The 18,029-nt window shown below is 50.9% G+C and carries 16 protein-coding genes; all 16 read left to right on the forward strand.

From position 1 onward, the window contains the following. Positions 1–126: 126 nt before the first annotated feature. A complete protein-coding gene (gene raiA, locus LKE53_01940) occupies positions 127–675 on the forward strand; it encodes a ribosome-associated translation inhibitor RaiA (protein MCH3971525.1) in 549 nt (182 codons plus the stop codon). 79 nt (positions 676–754) lie between these two features. After that, positions 755–1,879: a class I SAM-dependent RNA methyltransferase gene (locus tag LKE53_01945; GenBank protein MCH3971526.1), complete on the forward strand. Its 1,125-nt coding sequence runs from the start codon at positions 755–757 to the stop codon at positions 1,877–1,879. A gap of 238 nt (positions 1,880–2,117) precedes the next feature. After that, positions 2,118–2,402 carry a co-chaperone GroES gene (locus LKE53_01950; protein ID MCH3971527.1) on the forward strand — a complete coding sequence of 95 codons (285 nt, stop codon included), beginning with the start codon at positions 2,118–2,120 and terminating at the stop codon, positions 2,400–2,402. A gap of 49 nt (positions 2,403–2,451) precedes the next feature. Continuing rightward, complete coding sequence (gene groL / locus LKE53_01955) at positions 2,452–4,086, forward strand: chaperonin GroEL (GenBank protein ID MCH3971528.1); 1,635 nt, start codon at positions 2,452–2,454, stop codon at positions 4,084–4,086. A gap of 285 nt (positions 4,087–4,371) precedes the next feature. Next, the gene (gene mraZ / locus LKE53_01960) at positions 4,372–4,791 is read left to right on the forward strand and encodes a division/cell wall cluster transcriptional repressor MraZ (protein ID MCH3971529.1); all 420 of its coding nucleotides are present in this window, start codon (positions 4,372–4,374) and stop codon (positions 4,789–4,791) included. A 21-nt stretch (positions 4,792–4,812) separates the two neighbouring features. Then, positions 4,813–5,745, forward strand: coding sequence for a 16S rRNA (cytosine(1402)-N(4))-methyltransferase RsmH (gene rsmH / locus LKE53_01965; GenBank protein MCH3971530.1), 933 nt, complete (start codon positions 4,813–4,815; stop codon positions 5,743–5,745). A 103-nt stretch (positions 5,746–5,848) separates the two neighbouring features. Continuing rightward, positions 5,849–6,355, forward strand: coding sequence for a hypothetical protein (locus LKE53_01970; GenBank protein ID MCH3971531.1), 507 nt, complete (start codon positions 5,849–5,851; stop codon positions 6,353–6,355). A gap of 190 nt (positions 6,356–6,545) precedes the next feature. Beyond that, the gene (locus LKE53_01975; GenBank protein ID MCH3971532.1) at positions 6,546–8,915 is read left to right on the forward strand and encodes a PASTA domain-containing protein; all 2,370 of its coding nucleotides are present in this window, start codon (positions 6,546–6,548) and stop codon (positions 8,913–8,915) included. Between the two features lie 80 nt (positions 8,916–8,995). Continuing rightward, positions 8,996–9,463 carry a hypothetical protein gene (locus tag LKE53_01980; GenBank protein ID MCH3971533.1) on the forward strand — a complete coding sequence of 156 codons (468 nt, stop codon included), beginning with the start codon at positions 8,996–8,998 and terminating at the stop codon, positions 9,461–9,463. 123 nt (positions 9,464–9,586) lie between these two features. Beyond that, the gene (gene mraY, locus LKE53_01985; protein MCH3971534.1) at positions 9,587–10,621 is read left to right on the forward strand and encodes a phospho-N-acetylmuramoyl-pentapeptide-transferase; all 1,035 of its coding nucleotides are present in this window, start codon (positions 9,587–9,589) and stop codon (positions 10,619–10,621) included. Between the two features lie 56 nt (positions 10,622–10,677). Then, positions 10,678–11,991: a putative lipid II flippase FtsW gene (locus tag LKE53_01990; GenBank protein MCH3971535.1), complete on the forward strand. Its 1,314-nt coding sequence runs from the start codon at positions 10,678–10,680 to the stop codon at positions 11,989–11,991. Between the two features lie 95 nt (positions 11,992–12,086). Further along, complete coding sequence (gene murG, locus LKE53_01995) at positions 12,087–13,217, forward strand: undecaprenyldiphospho-muramoylpentapeptide beta-N-acetylglucosaminyltransferase (protein ID MCH3971536.1); 1,131 nt, start codon at positions 12,087–12,089, stop codon at positions 13,215–13,217. An 84-nt stretch (positions 13,218–13,301) separates the two neighbouring features. After that, on the forward strand, positions 13,302–14,570 hold the full coding sequence (gene murA, locus LKE53_02000; protein MCH3971537.1) for a UDP-N-acetylglucosamine 1-carboxyvinyltransferase: 1,269 nt from the start codon (positions 13,302–13,304) through the stop codon (positions 14,568–14,570). Between the two features lie 3 nt (positions 14,571–14,573). Continuing rightward, positions 14,574–15,524: an FtsQ-type POTRA domain-containing protein gene (locus LKE53_02005; protein MCH3971538.1), complete on the forward strand. Its 951-nt coding sequence runs from the start codon at positions 14,574–14,576 to the stop codon at positions 15,522–15,524. A gap of 168 nt (positions 15,525–15,692) precedes the next feature. Next, a complete protein-coding gene (gene ftsZ, locus LKE53_02010; protein ID MCH3971539.1) occupies positions 15,693–16,883 on the forward strand; it encodes a cell division protein FtsZ in 1,191 nt (396 codons plus the stop codon). A 219-nt stretch (positions 16,884–17,102) separates the two neighbouring features. Then, on the forward strand, positions 17,103–18,029 hold the full coding sequence (locus LKE53_02015; GenBank protein MCH3971540.1) for a magnesium transporter CorA family protein: 927 nt from the start codon (positions 17,103–17,105) through the stop codon (positions 18,027–18,029).

The following is an 18,029-nucleotide window of genomic DNA, read 5'->3' on the forward strand; positions in this document are numbered from 1 at the left end:
TTGTAAATTTCATTATAATTTTTTGTTGTTCTCTTCCATTCTTTTGGGGAATGTGCTATAGTAAATGCAGAAAAATAGACACAAGTATTTTTCTGTATTCTAGTTCCGCAAAGGAGATGTCTGTATATGAATGTTACAATCACCGGCCGAAAAGTAAATCTGCGCGATAACTTCAAAGAGCTTGCCCGCAAAAAACTTTCCCGTTTTGACCGCATCTTTGATGAAAACGCCACCGCGAAAGTTGTTGTCACTGTTGAGCGCAATCGCCAGACAGTTGAAATTACAATTCGCAGCAACGGCATGTTCTTCCGCGCGGAAGCTACGGACTATGAAATGAATAATGCACTGGACCAGGTTATCAGTGCACTAGGGCGCCAAATTCGCAAAAATAAGGCGAAGCTGGACAAACAAATTCATTCTACCGCACTCGACCAGTATATAGAGAAGTATGTAAATGGAACAGAAGAGCCGGAAGAGAATTACCGTGTCGTACGCACCAAGCATTTTGTGGTGAAACCGATGAGCATTGAAGAAGCTATTCTGCAGATGAATATGCTGGAGCATCAATTCTATATGTTCCGCAATCAAGACACAGAGCAAATCAATGTGGTTTATCGCCGCAAGGCCGGTGACTATGGCCTGCTGGAGCCGGAAAATCCGGCAGATGACGAATAAATCACCGCATTTTAAAGCACAATAAAAAGTGGCGGGGCCGGGTAAACACCGGCCTCTCTTGCTGTTTACAGGAGGATATATGCAAGATTTTCAATTAGTTGCCCCGTGTCTGCTGGGAGTCGAGGGCTTGGTAAGCCGTGAGCTGCGCGACATGGGTGCGCAGAATGTACAGGCACAAAACGGTCGTGTTGTCTTTGCGGGCACGCCGCAGATGCTGGTGCGCGCAAACCTGAATTCTCGTTTTTCAGAGCGCATTCAGGTATTGATGGGTACCTTTCCCGCGCGCACGTTTGACCAGCTGTTTGAGGGGGTGCGCGCTCTGCCGTGGGAGCGCTGGATCGGTAAAGACGACGCTTTTCCGGTAAAGGGGCACTGCCTTTCTTCTGCACTGCACAGTGTGCCGGACTGCCAGAAAATCATTAAAAAAGCTATTGTCGAGCGGCTGAAACAGAAATACCATGTTTCTTGGTTTCAGGAAAACGGCAGTGTGTACCAGGTGCAGTTCCTGCTGATGAAAGACCAGGTCAGCGTGATGCTGGATACTTCCGGAATCGGGTTGCACAAGCGCGGCTACCGTAAAATTGCCGCACAGGCACCGATCAAAGAAACGCTGGCGGCAGCTTTGGTGGCGCTGTCGCGTGTGCGCACCGACGCAAATCTGTATGACCCATGCTGCGGCTCCGGCACTATTCTGATTGAGTCTGCGCTGTATGCTATGCACATTGCGCCCGGGCTGCAGCGGCACTTTACCGCACAGCATTGGCAGCAGGTGCCCGCAGGTCTGTGGCAGCAAGAGCGTGAGCGCGCACTTGACCTTGTTCTGCGCGACGCGGCCTTTACCGCGTATGGCAGTGATATTGATGACGAGGCAGTGCAGCTGACAATGGACAACGCCCGCAAAGCGGGGGTCATTTCACATATTCACGCACAGAAAGCGGAACTTGCCGACTTTGCCCCCACCACCGAGCACGGCTGTGTCATCTGCAACCCACCCTATGGTGAGCGTATGCTGGACCTGAAGCAGGCAGAGGATTTGTACCACACTATGGGACAGGTTTTCCCGGCACGCCGAGGCTGGAATTACACCATCATCTGCGCAGATGAGATCTTTGAGCAGTATTTTGGCCGCAAAGCAGACAAAAGCCGCAAACTTTACAACGGCATGATTCGCTGCCGCGCATATATGTACTATAAGCATCCATAATTGCAAATTAAATACTTTTATTTTGGCACTCCAGTAAAAGGAGTGCCATTATTATTCTATATACGAATTATAAGGCGTTAAAATGTAAATAATTTATGAAATTCAGATTTTTTTTGAAAAAGGACTTGATTTTTCGGAAAAATCAGGTACAATATGTTTAGCACTCAAGGTAAAAGAGTGCTAAACAAACAAGCAAATAGTTTTCAGTTATCTACTATGTTAAGGAGGATGTATTTCTATGACAATCAAACCTTTGTCCGACAGAATCCTGATTAAAATGGAAGCTGCAGAAGAGACCACAAAAAGCGGCATTATCCTGACCGGCTCTGCTAAAGAGAAACCGCAGATCGCCGACGTTATCGCAGTTGGCCCCGGCGGAGTAGTGGACGGCAAGGAAGTTAAAATGACCCTGAAGGCCGGCGACCGCGTGCTGACCAGCAAATACGCTGGCACCGAGGTCAAGGTCGACGGCGAGGACTACACCATTGTGCGGCAGTCCGATGTTCTTGCAGTTGTTGAATAATTGAAACGAGGCGCTTTTGGCGCTCACGAATAAATGGAGGTAGTAGAGAATGTCTAAACAGATTATTTACGGCGAAGACGCACGCAAGTCTCTGATGAATGGCGTCGACAAGCTTTCTGATACTGTAAAAATTACCCTTGGCCCGAAGGGCCGCAACGTTGTGCTTGACAAAAAGTATGGCGCACCGCTTATCACAAACGATGGCGTGACCATCGCTAAGGAAATCGAGCTGGACGATCCCTATGAGAACATGGGCGCACAGCTGGTAAAGGAAGTTGCAACAAAGACAAACGATGTCGCAGGCGACGGCACCACAACTGCAACTGTACTGGCACAGGCTCTTATCCATGAGGGCATGAAGAATGTTACCGCCGGCGCAAATCCGATGGAAATCCGCAGCGGCATGCAGGAAGCTGTCGATACAGCAGTTGAGGCTATTAAAAAGAACAGCCAGGCTGTAAAGGGCAAAGACGATATCGCCCGTGTTGCAACCGTTTCTTCTTCCAGCCCATTTGTTGGCAACCTGATTGCTGACGCAATGGAAAAGGTCACCAACGACGGCGTCATCACCATTGAAGAATCCAAGACTGCTGATACCTACAGCGAAGTCGTGGAAGGCATGATGTTTGACCGCGGCTATGTTTCTCCTTATCTGGTAACAGATACAGACAAAATGATCTGCGAGCTGGATGATCCTTATATCATCATCACCGATAAAAAGGTTTCGGCATTCCAGGAAATCCTGCCTCTGCTCGAAAAGATTGTTAACACCGGCAAGAAGTTCCTGATTATTGCCGACGATGTTGAGGGCGATGCACTGACCAACCTGCTGCTCAACAAACTGCGCGGCACACTTAACTTCTGTGCAGTAAAGGCGCCGGGCTTTGGCGACCGCCGCAAGGAAATGCTACAGGATATCGCTACTCTGACCGGCGGCCAGGTTATCAGCTCTGACTTGGGCGTTGAGTTCAAGGACGTTGAGCTCAACATGCTGGGCCGCGCACGTCAGGTTAAGATCGACAAAGAAAACACTATCATTGTCGACGGCAGCGGCGACAAGCAGGCTATTAAGGACCGCGTTGAGCAGATCCGCGCTCAGATTTCCGAGACAACTTCTGAGTTCGACCGCGAAAAGCTGCAGGAGCGCCTGGCAAAACTGGCCGGCGGCGTAGCAGTTATCAAGGTCGGTGCTGCAACCGAAGTAGAAATGAAAGAAAAGAAGCTGCGCATTGAAGATGCTCTTAACTCCACAAAGGCTGCTGTTGAAGAGGGCATTGTCGCTGGCGGCGGCACTGCACTGGTTAACGCAATCCCGGCAGTTAAGAAGCTGCTTACAGCAAAGACAGGCGACGAGAAGACAGGTGTATCCATTGTGCTGAAAGCACTGGAAGAGCCGGTACGTCAGATTGCTGCAAACGCCGGTGTCGAGGGTTCTGTAATCCTTGAAAACATCAAGAAGGCAAACAAGGTTGGCTATGGCTACAACGCAGCCAATGACCAGTATGGCGATATGCTGGAGTTTGGCGTTGTTGACCCAACCAAGGTTACCCGCTCTGCTCTGCAGAACGCTGCTTCTGTTGCAGAAATCGTTCTGACCACTGAATCTCTGGTAACTGACAAGCCGGAACCGAAGGCCCCTGCTGCGCCGGCTGCTGACCCGAGCATGGGCGGCGGAATGTACTAATTCTGTAAATAAAAATTTTGTAAAATCAAATTTTTTAATCAAAACCGTTGCGATGCACTGCAAAAAGTGCGCCGCAGCGGCTTTTTTTAGCCCCAAAGTCCTAAAAACACGAAAATGAATGTCCCTGCGCGGCCTATGAAAGGAAAAACTAGGTTAACATAATTTCAGAAAAACCGTTGCAATCAAAATACTTTTGTTTTATAATAAAAACAACAGTGGTGAAAGGTGGTGGAAAGTGGTGCGGCTTTTTGCAAAAGTGGCGCACTTTTCACAAGGTGATGCGTTATGCTGATCGGTGAGTATCAACATAATATTGACGCCAAGGGGCGCATAATTGTGCCTTCCAAATTCCGTGAGGATTTGGGAGAGCATTTTTATGTTGCTAAGGGCTTAGACCACTGTCTGTTTGTCTTTTCCCCACAGGAATGGGACAGGCTGCAGCAAAAGGTGAGCGCTATGCCAATCAGCAAGGCGCGCGGCCTGCAGCGTTTCTTCTTTTCCGGTGCGGCGGAAGTAACCCCCGACAAGCAGGGACGTATTTTAATTCCACAGCCGCTGCGCGACCACGCAAACCTGACAAAAGACGTTACCTTTATCGGCGCCTCCAGTCGAGCAGAAATATGGAATACCGATGCGTGGAATGCTTTTAATGAAAATTTGACAGAAGAAAACATTGCACAGGCTATGGACGAGCTGGACTTGTAACAAAGATAGGCGGAGGGCAGTATGGAGTTTACGCATATCCCCGTTTTGTACCGCGAAACGATTGAAAGTCTTGCGGTACAGCCGGACGGGCGCTATATTGACGGAACAGCGGGCGGCGGCGGTCACAGCAGCGCCATCCTTGCCAAGCTGACCGGCACTGGCCGTCTGCTTTCCATTGACCGTGACCCTGACGCGATTGCCGCCTGCAAAGAACGTTTTGCAGGTAACTCGCACAGTGTGCTTCGGCAGGGCAATTTTTCTGAAATGCTGCAGCTTGCAAAAGATGCGGACATGCTTCCTGTAAACGGGGTGTTGCTTGACCTCGGTGTTTCTTCTCACCAGTTAGACGATGCTGAGCGCGGCTTTTCCTATCATCAGGATGCATCGCTGGATATGCGCATGAGTCAGTCCGGCCCAAGTGCCAAGGATTTGGTAAACACCCTTTCATGGCAGGAGCTGGCTGAGATTTTCACCAAATACGGCGAAGAGCGCTTTTCAGCACGCATTGCACAGCACATTGTACATGAGCGCAGCAAAAAGCCGATTGAAACGACCTGCCAGCTTGCGGAAATTGTAAAGGAAAGCATTCCTGCGGCAGCTAGGCGCCACGGTGGACATCATCCGGCACGCAAAACTTTTCAGGCACTGCGCATTGCAGTGAATGGGGAGCTGGACGCTTTGCAGGACGGCCTGACTGCTGCATTTGAGGCACTTGCCCCGGGCGGGCGGCTATGTGTCATCACGTTTCAGTCGCTGGAGGATCGCATTGTCAAGCACCAGATGGCCGAGTGGTGCCGCGGCTGTACCTGCCCGCCGGATTTTCCGGTTTGCGTATGCGGCAAAACACCGCGCGCAGAGCTTGTGTATCACAAAGGGCTGGTGCCAAGCGAAGAGGAACAGACCAAGAATCCACGCAGCCGCAGTGCCCGCCTGCGAGTTTGTACAAAATTGTAATCAAAATGACAAATGAGTTACATTATTAACACGTAGTTCATAAAAACTACACTTTCCGTGGTAAAATGATAAATATAGAGGATTATAAGAGGGTGACCACTATATGCGCAATGTAGAAGCATACGATTTTTCTGTTTTTGAGCGGCGTATGGCTGTTCCAAAAGAAGAGAAAAAAGCAAAGACACCAGACAATCTCATCAGTCTGCCGTCGAAAGGACAAAAGAAGACAGCAACTAAGACCCGCCTGCACCGCAGTCCTCTGCGCACAGCGGCTGCCTGTGCGGCCCTTTTGTTTGCAGTGGGCGTCATGGGTTCTTTTGTTTACGGTCAGGTACAGCTTTCTAATTTAGCGGTACAGATCAGCGCAGCGGACAAATCTTTGAGTGAGCAGCAAAGCCTTTATACGCAGCTGCAAATGAAGAGCGATGCGCAGCAGTCCCTCTCTACAGTGGAAGATACCGCGAAAAATAAACTGGGTATGCTGAAAATTGACTCAAGCCAGATGGAAAGTGTTGAAATGAACGCCAGCGATAAGGCACAGGTCGTCTGCAAGTCTGGCGACGGGCTGTTGGCGCAGCTGTGGGAGCGGCTGTGTGCACTGCTGTCATAAATAGCACAGCAGATCAATAAAATAAAATTATAAGAAGTTTACATAGAGTGGATATTTTTTCATACGAAAATACTTGATATAGAGCAGCTGCCGGTTGCGGTGGCTGCGAACAGGGGGAAGAGTTAGGGAAGCAGCATTCCTTTAACTCTTTTTTCTTGTAAAAAGGCTCTGCGGGTAAGGAGGACAATCGATGGCAAAAGGCACAACGTCAAGAATATGGCGCCGCACAACCATCGTGCTGGTGGTGCTCATTGTGCTTGGCTTTGGCACAGTGCTTTTCAGCCTGGTCAAACTGCAGCTGGTGGATGGCGAAAAGCTGAAGTCACAGGCAGTGGAAAATCAGCTGAAAGACACCACGATCACGGCCCAGCGCGGCACAATTTACGATTGCAACATGAAAAAACTGGCGCAAAGCGCTACAGTATGGAAAGTTGCACTGGCTCCGGCAGAAATTTACGCCAATACAGAAAAGAAAACGGCTGCGCAGCAAAAAACGATTGCCGCGCAGGAAGAGGGCGTTGCCGAGTGCCTAAACCAGGCGCTTGGCCTAGACAAAAATACGGTCTTAAATGCCCTGCGCAATCATAAGAGTTCTTACTGGCAGGTCGTTGCTAGTAAAGTAGAAACTGACCAGAAAAGTAAAATCGTTGCCTATGAAGAAAAATTCTATAACGAAAACAATAAAAAAATCAGCATTTCCGGCATTATCGATTTGGTAGAGGATTATAAACGATATTACCCCTACGGCGATTTTGCCAGCAGTGTACTGGGCTTTACCAACAACGACGGCACCGGTGTTGAGGGGCTTGAGGCTGAGTACAACAGCCAGCTGGCCGGTGTAAATGGCCGCGTGATTGCGGCAAAAAGCGCTACGCAAACCGATATGCCCTTTCAGTATCAGCAGAAAGTAAAGGCACAGAACGGCTCTTCTCTGGTTTTGACGATTGACGAGGTTGTACAGCATTCTCTAGAAAAATACCTGGATGAGGGCGCAAAACTCAATAAGGTGGGCAACCGCGCCTGCGCTATTTTAATGAACGTAAAGACCGGCGAAATTTTAGGCATGTCCACGCGCGGCGGCTTTGATGCCAACAGCGTGCTTGCAGAGAGCGTTGCCGAAGAGGGTACTTTTGACCCCAACAATCCGCGTGTGCTGACTGCCAGCGAAAAAGCGCGTGTTGCAAAGCTGTCGAAAGACAAACAGGCCGCCGCCACTTTGGCTGCCTTACAGCAAAAGTGGCGAAACAAGTGTGTCAGTGATACCTACATGCCTGGTTCCGTTTTCAAGATGTGTACGGCTTCTATGGGCCTGGAAGAGGGCGTTGTTACAGAGAGCACGCCTTTCTATTGCAGCGGTTCTATTGATGTGGAGGGTACGCAGATTCACTGCTGGAAATCCGGCGGGCATGGTTCAGAAACATTTGAGGAAGCAGTGCTGAATTCCTGCAACCCGCAGTTTGCAACACTGGGCCTGGAGCTTGGCAACCACACTTTCTTTAAGTACTTTGAAGGCTTTGGCTTTACGAAAGCGACAGGCATTGACCTGCCCGGTGAACCGACTAGCTACAGCTACTATAAGGCGGAGGAACTCAATAAAGTTTCTCTGGCTGTTGAGGCATTTGGCCAGAACTTTAAAATTACACCGGTACAGATGATTACGGCCTGCGCGGCCGTGGCAAACGGCGGCTATTTGGTACAGCCGCATGTGGTAAAAGAAATTGTCGATGCGGATGGCAATATTGTCAAGACAGCGTCAACAACCACGAAGCGGCAGGTTATTTCAACCAGTACCAGCAAACGTGTGGCGGCTATCCTGCAAAAGGATGCCGTTGCCGGTACCGCGAAAAATGGCTACATACCCGGCTACCGCATTGCCGGCAAGACCGGTACCAGTGAAAAAGTAGATAAAGATAATCAGCTGAAAGCAAAGACCGGTACCAAGGGCAGCTACTATGTTGCTTCTTACTGCGGCTTTGCGCCGGCGGATGACCCACAGTATGCGCTGCTGGTTTTCTGCGATGAACCAAACGGCAGCAGCTATTATGGCAACTCTGTTTCGGGCCCGATTTTCAATAAGATTATGACAGAAGTACTGCCTTACCTCGGGGTAGAGCCGAAATACACCAGTGAAGAGCAGCAGAAACTGGCTGTGAAGACACCGGATACAACCGGCAAAACCGTGGCGCAGGCAAAAACAGCGATTGCCGCCGCAAATGGCGAGCTGAAAGTGCATGTTTACGGCAATGGCAGCACGGTCATACAGCAGCTGCCGACAGCAAATTCCAGCATTCCGCGCGGTGGCACAGTGGCGCTGTTTACCAGTGAAGACAGCTGCAGCCAAACCGTGACTGTGCCGAACTTTATCAACGGCAGCAACAATATCAGCACCGTGGAAAGTTTAGCTTCGGAATCCGGACTGAATATTTCAGTTTCCGGTATTTCCACTACTGACAGCACCACAAGTGCAGTAGCAATTTCGCAAAGTGTGGCCGCTGGGCAGAAAGTACAGCCTGGTACCGTCATTACGGTGACCTTTGCAGAGCAAAGCAACTCGGGTTGATAAAATTCGCGCAGCTTTTGCAGTAAAATAATAAGAGCCGCCCTTTCGGCGGGCAGGCGGCAGAAAGGGAGCATTGCAAGATGGAGAATCGGTTCATTATGGTTTCAGGGCAGCCGATGGCCTCTTTGCTGGGCAGCTTATTGGCTGCTTGCGGCAGAAAGGACCTGCAGGTGGTGCTGCCTGATCAAACGCTGAAAAAAAGTGAGAAAGAGCTGCTGGTGGCAGACAAAGAGCCTGTGCTGCGCTGTGCGGTCGGATTTCCCCGGTGTCTTGCCGCATATCCTTTGCGGGAAGACCCGCGGCTGCGTGGGCTGCAGCAGCTTTCCACCTATTCACTGAAAAGTGACTGTGCCGATTATACGGCCCGCGGGCTGCACCTGACACCAGAAGGCTACACGGCATTTGAAATTGTCGGTGTTGGCTGCATTGGCCGGGTACGGCTCAAAAGTCTGGCCAAAGGAGAAGAAGAACTCATCTTGGCGGCAACTGCGGCTGCGGTCATGTGCGGCATACCACTGGCAAAGGCGCTGGCCTGTCTGCAGGGGTAGCAGAAACAGGGCCCCTTTTCCAGAAAGCGGTTGGCTCATAGGCGGATTTGTGTTATAATACGTAAGTCCTGCTGTGACAATGCGGTAAAAAAGAGAGAAAATGGAAAGCTGTGGCGGCTTTTCATGCTGGAGGGTAAGAAAACTATGGACGTTTTGGCAATCGTTTTGTCGGCGGCAGTCGCGTTTGCGGTAACTGCTCTGCTGGGGAAATGGCTGGTTCCTTTTCTGCACAAAATCAATTTTGGACAGACTATCCGCGATGTGGGGCCTAAGTGGCATCAAAAAAAGAATGGCACCCCCACCATGGGCGGCTTTATGTTTATTATCGGCATCCTGGTGGCGCTGCTGGTCTGTATGCCCCTGGTCCTGACAGGCGGTCGCACGTGGGGCAGCAACATGATTGGCGTGCGGGTCATTGGCGGATATCTGATGGCGCTGGCTTTTGGTGCGGTTGGCTTTATTGATGACTACATCAAAGTGGTAAAAAAGCGCAATCTCGGTTTAACCGTCAAGCAGAAATTCCTTTTACAGTGCCTGGTTGCGGCCGTTTACCTGCTTTCTTTAAAGCTGAGCGGTGCTTCTTCGGCTACCATGGTGCCTTTTGCCGGCAGAGTGGATATTGGCATTTGGTACTGGATTATTGCTTTCTTTGGCATTATCGGCATGGTAAATGCAGTCAACTTTACTGACGGTATCGACGGCCTCAACGGCTCGGTAACATTCTTTGTTTCTATCTTTTTCATGATTATTGCCGGCATGCTGAAATCAACGGGCATGGGTGTCTTTTCGGCTGCCTGTGCAGGTGGCTGCCTGGGCTTTCTGCTGTGGAACTTTAACCCGGCAAAGGTCTTTATGGGAGACACCGGTTCGCTGTTTTTGGGGGGCATGGTGTGCGCCATGGCCTTTGGGCTGGAAATCCCGATCTTGCTGTTGGTAATCGGTATTATTTATATTATCGAAATTCTTTCAGTCATTTTACAGGTCACCTATTTTAAAGCGACACACGGCAAGCGCCTGTTCAAGATGACCCCCATTCATCACAGCTGTGAAATGAGCGGCTGGAGCGAAGTGAAAATCTGTGCAGTCTTTAGCACAATCACCGCTTTGGCGGGGCTTGCAACGCTGTTTTTAGCGATGAACGCGTACGGTATCTGGTAAAATCGCAGGGGCTTTGAAAAGCGGCCGTATTTGGCCGGAAAGGGGAAGCGGAATATATGGCAAAGAACAGAAGCGGCCAGCCGGCGCAGGTGTCTCGTCAGCCGCAGCAAAAGCATCATGCGGCTGTGCGTCGGCCGGTGGTTTCCACAGCAGGAACCACCGGCGCTGTTTCGGCAGCGCATCCGCAGGTGCGCACCTCAAAAGGCAAGTGGAAAAGCAAACTAAAGCTGCTTTCTGTGCGCTCCGGTATGGATATGACTTTCTTTTTCCTGGTGCTGGTATTGGTGTGCTTTGGGCTTGTCATGGTGTTTTCGGCAAGCTACGCGAATTCCAGTTATCGCTTTAATGGCAACCCCTATCACTTTGTTAAAGCACAAGCAATTTATGCAGTGATCGGCATCGCACTGATGATTGCAATTTCTTATTTTGACTATCATCATTTACACAAATTTGCTCTGCCAATTTATATTATTACAGTTTTGCTGCTGGGTATTACCGTTGCCTTCAAAGGCAGTGCGCTGGTACGCCAGACAAACGGTGCCTACCGCTGGATTACAATCGGTTCCCTGCAGTTTCAGCCCTCTGAAATCGCAAAGTTCGCTTTGGTGCTGGTGCTTGCGCATCTGATGGCTACCCGGGAAAATATGGATGGCACAAAGCGCGGCAAACGTTTCCGTTTGTTCATTTACGCTGGAGCTATTCTGCTCATCTGCGGTTTGGTCGCTGCAGAGAAGCATATGTCTGCCACTATCATTCTGCTGCTGCTGGCGACGATTATGCTGTTTATCGGCGGGCTGCCGGCAAAGTGGTTTGCCATAGGAATTAGTTGTGCGGCAGCTGCGCTGCTGATTATTGCAAACCTGCCGTTTTATGCCCATGTTTCCACCCGTATGATGGTCTGGAAAAACCCGTGGGATTCCAGTCTTTCCGGCAATGAGGCATGGCAGACGCAGCAGTCCTTGTATGCCATTGGTTCTGGGCGGCTGCTTGGGCTTGGTTTGGGTAAAAGCCGGCAGAAATACCTGTACCTGCCGGAACCGCAGAACGATTTTATTTTTGCGATTATTTGTGAAGAGCTCGGTTTTGTCGGCGCACTGGTTATCATCATTCTGTTTGCGCTGCTTATTTGGCGCGGCGTGATGATCGCCCTGCGTGCGAAAGACCGCTTTGGTATGCTGCTCGGGGTCGGCCTGATTATGCAGGTCGGGCTGCAGGTGGTGCTGAATATCGCCGTCGTGACCAACACCATTCCAAATACCGGCGTCAGCCTGCCATTCTTCAGCGCCGGCGGCACTTCGCTGGTGATGCTGCTGGCTCAAATGGGGTTGATTCTCTCTATTTCGCGTACCTCAAATATAGAAAAAACTTAAAGAAAATACGGTAGCAGCAAAGGCGGTCTGCGCTTTTGCTGCTGTGCTGTCTGCAGCCGTATTCTGATTTATTCGTATAAAGGAGCAATGCCTGTATGAAAATTCTCTTTGCCGGCGGTGGCACCGCGGGGCATATCAACCCGGCTCTTGCCATAGCGGGCTATGTCCGCGAAAAAGAGCCGGACGCGCAGATTTTGTATATCGGTGCCAAGGGCGGCATGGAAGAGCGCCTGGTGCCGCAGGCCGGATTTGCGTTTCAAAGTATTACAATTTCGGGGTTTCAGCGCAAACTGAGCTTTGAAAATCTGAAGCGCAATGCTGAGACCGTTGTGCGCCTGTTTACCTCTACGGCAGAATCAAAAAAAATCATACAGGAATTTGGTCCAGATGTCTGCGTGGGCACCGGCGGCTATGTTTCCGGCCCGGTGATTCGGGAGGCGATGAAGCTGTACATTCCGGCCGTGATCCACGAACAGAACGCTTTTCCCGGTGTCACCAACAAAGCCCTGAGCAAAGACGCCGACCGCGTGCTGCTGGCCAACGGCGATGCACAAAAATACATGGCAAAAAACGCCCGTTGTGTTTTGACAGGCAACCCAGTGCGCATGGCTGTGGTGCGGGCTGACCGCACTGCTTCCCGCAGGGCACTGGGGCTTGACAGCCGTCCGCTGATTTTGTCCTTTGGCGGCAGTCTTGGTGCACAGAAGGTTAATGAGGCCGTGCTTGACCTGCTGACGGAATCGGCCAAAACAGACCGCTTTCAGCATATTCATGCCTATGGGCAGTACGGAGGCTGGTTCCCGCAGAAACTGCAAGAGCGTGGCGTGCATCTGCAGGACCACCCTAATTTTGATATTCGTCCTTACATTGACAATATGCCGGAATGCCTTGCAGCAGCGGACTTGGTTATCTGCCGCGCAGGTGCTATTACGCTGAGTGAGCTGCAGGCAAAAGGTCGTGCGGCCATTATCATTCCCAGTCCCAATGTTGCGGAAAACCACCAGTATTACAATGCAATGAGTATGGTAAACCGCGGCGCAGGGGAAATCCTAGAAGAAAAGGACTTGACCGGCCCGGCGCTGATTCAAAAAGTACGTTCTCTCTTTGAAAAGCCCGAGACAATTCCTGCTTTGGCGGCCAATGCGCAGAAAATGGCGATTTTAGATACAAATGAGCGCATTTACAACATTCTGCAGGAAGTGCTGCAGGAAAAAAAGGCACACTGAGAAAGGCTTTGCCCGCCTGCCTTTTCGTAACCAAACCGGTACTGCCCTGCATAGTATGGCAAAGACTATGTGGGGGTGTTGCAAATGTCAATGTTACGCATCAGCGGGCCGTGCCGGCTGCGCGGGGAAGTGCAGGTGCACGGTGCTAAAAACAGCGCTCTGCCCCTGCTGGCGGCCTCTCTGCTGTGCACCGAGCCGTGTGTCCTGCAAAACTGCCCGCGCCTTTCTGATGTGGATACGGCGGTTACTATTCTGCGCGGGCTGGGCTGCCGCGTAAAAACCGACGAGGGCAGTGTCTTTATAGATGCTGGACCGGTGTCTTCCTGCACCATTCCGGATACGCTGATGCGGGAAATGCGTTCTTCTATTATTTTTCTGGGTGCGGTGATAGGCCGCTTGGGCGAGGCTTCGCTGAGTTTTCCAGGCGGGTGCGAGCTTGGCCCGCGGCCGATCGACCTGCATCTGCAGGCGCTGCGCCGCCTTGGTGCACAGATTAGCGAGGACCACGGCCGGCTGGTCTGCCGGGCGCCGGGTGGGCTGCACGGTGCAGAGACAACGCTTTCGTTTCCCAGTGTCGGTGCAACAGAAAATGTGATGATTGCCGCTTCAGTGGCGCGGGGAACAACTGTATTGGAAAATGCCGCCCGTGAGCCGGAAATCGAGGACCTTGCGGGTTTCTTAAATGCCTGCGGTGCGCGTGTCTTCGGCGCCGGCACAAGCACTGTGCGGATTGAGGGCGTTCCGCGGCTTTCAGGCTGTACTTACCGCGTGATACCAGACCGTATTGCAGCGGCCACTTACCTGGCCGCTGCAGCCGCTACAGGAAGCAAGCTGACCCTGCGCGGTGTCGTTGCGCGTCATCTGGTTCCGGTGCTGCCTGCTTTTGAGGAAGCCGGCTGCCGTATGACTGCTGTAGGCGATACCCTTACCCTGACACCGCCTGCAGTGCTGCACCGGGTGCACTGCATTCGCACAATGCCGTATCCGGGTTTTCCAACAGACGCGCAGGCTCCCCTGATGGCTATGACAACGCTGGCACAGGGCACCAGTGTTTTTGTGGAGAATATCTTTGAAGAGCGCTACAAGCATGTCGGCGAGCTTTTGCGCATGGGGGCAAATATTCGTGTAAACGGCCGCGTGGCCGTGGTAGAGGGCGTGCCGGCCCTTTCGGGTGCTGCAGTAGAGGCTGCAGACCTGCGCGGCGGCGCGGCGCTGGTGATTGCCGGGCTGGCTGCGCAAGGTGAAACGCTGATTTCCGGCGTGCACCATATCGACCGCGGCTATGAGCATATAGAAAAGACACTGCAGGGCCTTGGCGCCCGTATTGAACGTATTCCGGAAGCGGAGGACTGACAAATGACGCAAAATGATGTGAAAAAGACAGGAAGGACACGACGGCGAGACACGTCCCCAAAGCAGCGCCAGCGTGCCTATCAGCGTATGCGCCACCGCAAGCGGATGCAGGTGCTGTTTTACATTTTGGCCTTTTTGGCTGTGCTTGTCACGGCGGTTGTGCTGTGTGTAATTTTTCTGTTCCAGATTCGTACCATCGAGGTTTCCGGTACTTCCCGCTATACGGTTTCACAAATCACTGCGGCTAGTGGGGTAAAACAGGGAACCAACTGGTTTCAAGTAAATACTGACACAACTGCGAAAAATGTTGAAAAAGCTTGTCCGTATTTAACAGAGGTCGCGGTCAGCCGGCAGCTGCCGTCTAAGGTAATTATACAGGTGAAAGAGGGGAAACCCTCCGGTGCGGTGCTGTGGAACGGCAAGTATATTTTAATGGATAAAAACGGCCGCGTCATGGTAATTTCCGATTCTGTACCGTCAAATGTACCGGTCATAAAAGGCTTGACAGTGCAGTCGGCAGAACTGGGCAGCGTAGTTTCTTTTGCAGATAATCAGCGCAGCAGCATTTACAGGCAGGTGACACAGGCAATCGTTGACACGGGCTTTTCGGGTACCACAGCGATTGATGTTTCAGACATCTACAATATCAGTGTTGCCTGCACGACAAAGAACAGCAGGATTTTGACGATTAAGCTTGGCAACTCTACTTACCTGCAGAAAAAGTTTCGGTTTGCAAAGGCTACCATCGACCAGCACCTTTCCGGTGAGCAGGGCACTTTTGATGTTTCTTCTGTCAGCAAAGAAAAGTCGGTTACGTGGTTTACGCCGTCTTCTGCGGCGGCATCGTCGACCGCTTCCCAAAAATCGGCTTCATCTGCCGCTTCCAGCAGTGCATCTTCTGCTGCAAGCCAAACGCAGCAACAAAGTGGAGTTTCACAGGAAAGCAGCGGCTAGCCCCGTTTTTTCTGTCTGCTTTTGTGAAAAGCGGCGGAAAGCGAAAAAAAGCATTGAAATTATACGCGAAACGTGATAAATTAGTTTTATGATTGTATAACAGAACCGCTATGGGAAAAGGACTTCTGCAGTATTTACTGCGGGATAACAATAAGGAGGAACCGGCAAATGCCTTTTGAGATTGACAACGACTTCGAGAATATCGTTCAAATAAAAGTGGTCGGCGTCGGCGGCGGCGGCGGAAACGCCATTGACCGCATGGTCACCATGGGAGTACAGGGAGTGGAGTTTATTAGTGTAAATACTGATAAGCAGGCACTGTTCCGCTCAAAGGCGACCCAGAAGATTCAGATCGGCGAGAAAGTGACACACGGAAAAGGCGCCGGCAGCAAGCCCGAAATGGGCGGCAAGGCTGCTGACGAAAGCCGTGAAGCCATTACAGAGGCCCTGCGCGGCAGCGACATGGTCTTTATCACTGCAGGCATGGGCGGCGGCACAGGTACCGGCGCTGCGCCGGTTGTGGCCGAGATTGCGCGTGACATGGGCGTTCTTACGGTTGGCATTGTGACAAAGCCCTTTGCTTTTGAGGGCCGCCGCCGCATGCAGCAGGCCGAAGAGGGCATTGCACAGCTGCGTGAGCATGTTGACTCCCTTGTGGTTATCCCCAACGAGCGCTTAAAGCTTGTTTCCGAACAGCGCATTACCCTGCTGAATGCTTTTTCTGTGGCCGATGATGTGCTGCGCCAGGGCGTGCAGAGCATCTCTGACTTGATTAAGCTGCCGGGCCTTGTAAACTTGGACTTTGCCGATGTGACCGCCGTAATGAAAGACGCCGGTTATGCACACATGGGCGTAGGCCGTGCTTCCGGTAAAGACAAGGCAGAGACAGCTGCCAACATGGCGATTTCCAGCCCGCTGCTTGAAACCAGCATCAGCGGCGCAAGGGGCGTTATTATCAATATTACTTCTTCACCGGATATCGGTTTGGATGAAATTGAAACGGCTTCTTCCATGATCAGCGAACAGGCCAGCGATGATGCAAACATCATCTGGGGCGCTGCATTTGATGAAAATATGGATGACGAGATGAGCATTACCGTCATTGCAACAGGTTTTGACACCAGCGCAGATGAAGACGCAGATGCCGACACAGCAGAAACCGGTGCAGATGACGATATCAATATTCTCAACGGTACCTTTAACGGCAATAACCGCCCTGCTGCACGTACAGCAGCACCGCGCCAGCAGCCGCAGCAGACAGCATCTGCTGATCGTGCACCTGCAAAGCAGCAGGCACCGGCTGAGGATGACGACGAAGGCTTTGTCGATATTATGTCGATTTTCAATCGGAATAAGTAATATCTATACAGAAAGCAAAAGGGCTGGTGTCTGTGTGCAAAACGCAGGCACCGGCTTTTTTCTGCCGGCGTGAAACTTTAAAGATTGGTAAAATAAAAGCAGGCGAGCTTGTCAATTTGTCGGTTTCCTGTTATAATCATGCTGGTTGTGCAAACTTTCCTGAGGGTGGCATTGCGTGAGCGGGTGCATTTTCAGAATATGGGAGATGTTAAAAAAGCAATGCTGTCTTACTACAAAACTGCCGGCGATAAAATGGAGGAGCTTCCTTCCTGCGAGCCCGGCTGTTGGATCAGCTGCATCGACCCGCAGGACGAGGAAGTTTCGCAGTTGATCCGTGACTACAAGATTGAGCCGGATTTTTTTCGCGCTGCACTGGATGAAGAAGAGAGTCCACGTATTGACCGCGAAGACAACAGCACGCTGCTGATTGTAGATATTCCTGTTGTTGAAAAGACCGAAAACGACAAGCTCTTTTATTCTACCCGGCCGCTTGGCATTATTATTACGGAAAAGAATGTGCTGACGGTCAGCTTGTACCCAAACTCGGTGCTGGATGAGTTTGCCGACGGCGCTGTGCGAAACGTGCAGACAAACCTGAAAACCCGCTTTGTACTGCAACTGATGCTGCGCGTGGCAACGCGCTTTCTGCTTTACTTAAAGCAAATTGAGCGTACAAGTGACTTGATGGAAAAAGAACTGCGCCGCTCTATGAAAAACGATGAATTGGTACAGCTGCTCGATATTGAAAAATCATTGGTGTATTTTTCTTCTTCTCTCAAACAGAATGAAAGCACACTGGAAAAGATTATGCGCGGACGCGCTTTAAAGCTTTATGATGAGGACCAAGACTTGTTGGAAGATGTGTTGATTGAGGTAAAACAGGGCATTGATATGTCTAATATCTACATGAATATTCTTTCCAGTACCATGGACGCTTTTGCCTCGATTATCAACAATAACCTGAATAACGTAATGAAAATACTGGCGTCCATTACGCTGATTTTTTCGGTGCCAACGGTTATTTCAGGTATCTATGGCATGAACGTCACGGGCCTGCCGCAGCCCAGCTTTGTATTTACCATAGTGCTGATTGTCGTGTGTACAGTCGTTGCGGCAATGATCTTAAAGAAGAAAAAAATGATGTAA

The sequence above is a fragment of the Oscillospiraceae bacterium genome (assembly GCA_022483045.1).
Taxonomy (GTDB): Bacteria; Bacillota; Clostridia; order Oscillospirales; family Acutalibacteraceae; genus Caproicibacterium.

What these genes read in the sequence shown, in the direction of transcription:
- raiA (MCH3971525.1), top strand. Translation starts at nt 127, where the DNA reads ATGAATGTTACAATCACCGGCCGAAAAGTAAATCTGCGCGATAACTTC.
- LKE53_01945 (MCH3971526.1), top strand. Translation starts at nt 755, where the DNA reads ATGCAAGATTTTCAATTAGTTGCCCCGTGTCTGCTGGGAGTCGAGGGC.
- LKE53_01950 (MCH3971527.1), top strand. Translation starts at nt 2,118, where the DNA reads ATGACAATCAAACCTTTGTCCGACAGAATCCTGATTAAAATGGAAGCT.
- groL (MCH3971528.1), top strand. Translation starts at nt 2,452, where the DNA reads ATGTCTAAACAGATTATTTACGGCGAAGACGCACGCAAGTCTCTGATG.
- mraZ (MCH3971529.1), top strand. Translation starts at nt 4,372, where the DNA reads ATGCTGATCGGTGAGTATCAACATAATATTGACGCCAAGGGGCGCATA.
- rsmH (MCH3971530.1), top strand. Translation starts at nt 4,813, where the DNA reads ATGGAGTTTACGCATATCCCCGTTTTGTACCGCGAAACGATTGAAAGT.
- LKE53_01970 (MCH3971531.1), top strand. Translation starts at nt 5,849, where the DNA reads ATGCGCAATGTAGAAGCATACGATTTTTCTGTTTTTGAGCGGCGTATG.
- LKE53_01975 (MCH3971532.1), top strand. Translation starts at nt 6,546, where the DNA reads ATGGCAAAAGGCACAACGTCAAGAATATGGCGCCGCACAACCATCGTG.
- LKE53_01980 (MCH3971533.1), top strand. Translation starts at nt 8,996, where the DNA reads ATGGAGAATCGGTTCATTATGGTTTCAGGGCAGCCGATGGCCTCTTTG.
- mraY (MCH3971534.1), top strand. Translation starts at nt 9,587, where the DNA reads ATGCTGGAGGGTAAGAAAACTATGGACGTTTTGGCAATCGTTTTGTCG.
- LKE53_01990 (MCH3971535.1), top strand. Translation starts at nt 10,678, where the DNA reads ATGGCAAAGAACAGAAGCGGCCAGCCGGCGCAGGTGTCTCGTCAGCCG.
- murG (MCH3971536.1), top strand. Translation starts at nt 12,087, where the DNA reads ATGAAAATTCTCTTTGCCGGCGGTGGCACCGCGGGGCATATCAACCCG.
- murA (MCH3971537.1), top strand. Translation starts at nt 13,302, where the DNA reads ATGTCAATGTTACGCATCAGCGGGCCGTGCCGGCTGCGCGGGGAAGTG.
- LKE53_02005 (MCH3971538.1), top strand. Translation starts at nt 14,574, where the DNA reads ATGACGCAAAATGATGTGAAAAAGACAGGAAGGACACGACGGCGAGAC.
- ftsZ (MCH3971539.1), top strand. Translation starts at nt 15,693, where the DNA reads ATGCCTTTTGAGATTGACAACGACTTCGAGAATATCGTTCAAATAAAA.
- LKE53_02015 (MCH3971540.1), top strand. Translation starts at nt 17,103, where the DNA reads ATGCTGTCTTACTACAAAACTGCCGGCGATAAAATGGAGGAGCTTCCT.